Origin of the sequence: uncultured Gimesia sp. (assembly GCF_937919775.1) — a bacterium.
Lineage (GTDB): Bacteria > Planctomycetota > Planctomycetia > Planctomycetales > Planctomycetaceae > Gimesia.
This window is the reverse complement of the sequence record NZ_CALFPF010000106.1, coordinates 1-2,361: the sequence shown is the minus strand read 5'-3', so window position 1 is coordinate 2,361 and position 2,361 is coordinate 1. Positions and strand designations below refer to the sequence as shown.

The following is a 2,361-nucleotide window of genomic DNA, read 5'->3' as shown; positions in this document are numbered from 1 at the left end:
TATGTTAGTTATCTTACCAAAGTGTTAACACCAACATAATCGTCCCTCCGAAATATATTCCTGCCATAACAGGGTCCTGCCACAAAAGGAGTTTCTGATGCTGAAGCTTTTCCCACAAAAGGTTTCGAACTGTGAAACCGGTAGCCGTCGTCAATTTCTGTTGGAAGTTGGTGCGCTCAGTGCGTTTGGAATCACTCTGGATTCCATGATGCGCGGCCAGGCTCGTGCTTCGGAGAGTGAATCTGGTGCGCTGGCAGATCCTTCCAACGACACAAACTGCATTCTGATCTGGACACGTGGCGGCACGAGCCATCACGATACCTTCGATCCCAAACCAAATGCCTCCGCTGATGTGCGTGGCGATTTCTCTGCAATCAGTACCGCGCTGCCCGGTTATCAGTTTTCTGATCAACTGCCGCTGTTTGCAAAACACGCCAACGAGTTCACTATCATGCGGAACCTGAATCCGCAAAATGGTTCGCACTCGACAGCCGATGCCTTCATGCTTTCCGGACACAAATTCAATCCGTCGGTTACCTATCCCTGCTATGGTGCCGTCATTGCGAAAACCAAAGGTTTCAAAACCAACATTCCACCACATATCCAAATCGGAAATCATGTAGACCGTCGTTTCAATGGCGGCCTCGGGGGTTATCTGGGCCTGCAGTACAATCCATTCGAAATTCCCGGCGATCCGAATGCCGGTAACTTCTCAGTGCGTGATATTTCTCCCCCATCGGGAATTTCGATTGATCGCCTGAAACGACGTCAGCAGGCTTTGCAGGTCATCGATACTCTGCAGCGTCAAACAGATCAGAATCAGAACGCGTTTGAAGCGTCCGACGCTCACTATCAGAACGCCTTCAGCATGATCACGTCTGCCGATACACAGCAGGCCTTTGATCTCAGCAAGGAATCGGACAAGACCCGCGACGAATATGGTCGTCATTATCTGGGTCAAAGCTGTCTTCTCGCCCGCCGACTGATTGAATCGGGCTCACGTTTTGTGACCGTCAGCAGTGGTGGCTGGGATACACATACCAATAACTTTAAATCGCTGCGTGGTTCGCTGCCCCCGTTTGACCGGGCTTTGACGTCGCTGGTGCTCGATCTGAAACAGCGAGGCATGCTGGATAACACGCTGGTTGTCTGGCTGACCGACTTCGGACGGACGCCCGTCATCAATTCAGCCGCCGGCCGTGACCACTGGGCCACCGCATCAACGATGATGATGATCGGTGCCGGAACTCCCGCCGGTCAGATCGTGGGTGCCACCGATGACATCGGTTCTCGACCGGTCGGAAAAGAATACTATCCCGCAGATGTTGCGGCTTCCATTTATACAAAGCTGGGAGTCAACCTGGATCACTACTTTGTCTCTCCCGAAGATGGACGTCCTCTCATTGTGAACGAAGGCCAGCCCATTCCGGAATTGATGGGGTAAGATTCGAACCCTCACTCCTCACTTATTCGACAGTGATGGCCCCTGCGGACTTTGTCCTGAGGGGCGTCCCTGTTTCTCAGGCACTCTCTTTGATCTTTATCAGGACAAACCGATGCGCTGTCTCACTTATTCATTACTGACTCTGGCTCTGTTATTCTCAACATCAATCCGGCTGAATGCCGCCGATGAAAAGAAAACTCCGCCGCCGTCAAACATCGGTTTCCGTCAACTCGTCGCGTTTAAACCCGCCGCCGTTCAGCAAGGCGATAAACGAAAAATTCAGCTGCACAGCAGCTACACCCTGGATGGCACGCATTCTGTCTTTTTCGATCAGCCAGGAATCAAGATGACCTTTGCTGAACCTAAACCCAAAGAAGCCCCTCGTCGCGGCCGTGGCTCGGTAGGCACACCGTTTGACTTCGATATCGAAGTTCCCCAAGATCAGCCCGCGCGTATTTATGAATGCCGCGCCGCCACAGATCAAGCCGTCTCCAGCGTGACGCATCTGCTGGTCACGCCGTATCCGGTAATCGAAGAAGTCGAAAAGAAAGACAACAGCACGTTCGATACCGCGCAAGTCGTCACGCTCCCCTCAACCGTCTGTGGGATCTGCGAAAAAACGGAAGATGTCGACTGCTTCAAATTCACCGGCAAAAAAGGACAGGAAATCACGATCCAGGTTTATGCCCAGCGCGTGACGGAAGCCATTCACACCATGCAGACATCCGGCGTGTATCTGATGGATTCCATTCTGACTTTATACGGACCACAGAAACAGATCGTTGCTCAGAACGATAACTTCGTTAAATCCGATTCGCTGATCACCTATAAGTTACCCGCCGATGGGGAATACGTCTTCGAAATTCGTGACGCCCGTTATGTCGGCTCCGGAAAATATGCCTACTGCATCGAAATCA

Annotated in this window: 2 protein-coding genes; both read left to right on the top strand. The window is 51.9% G+C overall.

All coding sequences use genetic code 11. The annotated features are described in order from the left end of the window. The first annotated feature begins 97 nt into the window (after window positions 1–97). Window positions 98–1,444, top strand: a complete 1,347-nt coding sequence (locus tag Q0294_RS02805; RefSeq protein ID WP_299460710.1) for a DUF1501 domain-containing protein — start codon at window positions 98–100, stop codon at window positions 1,442–1,444. Between the two features lie 112 nt (window positions 1,445–1,556). Further along, the coding region (locus Q0294_RS02800; protein ID WP_299460708.1) for a PPC domain-containing protein at window positions 1,557–2,361 on the top strand (805 nt) is incomplete at its 3' end.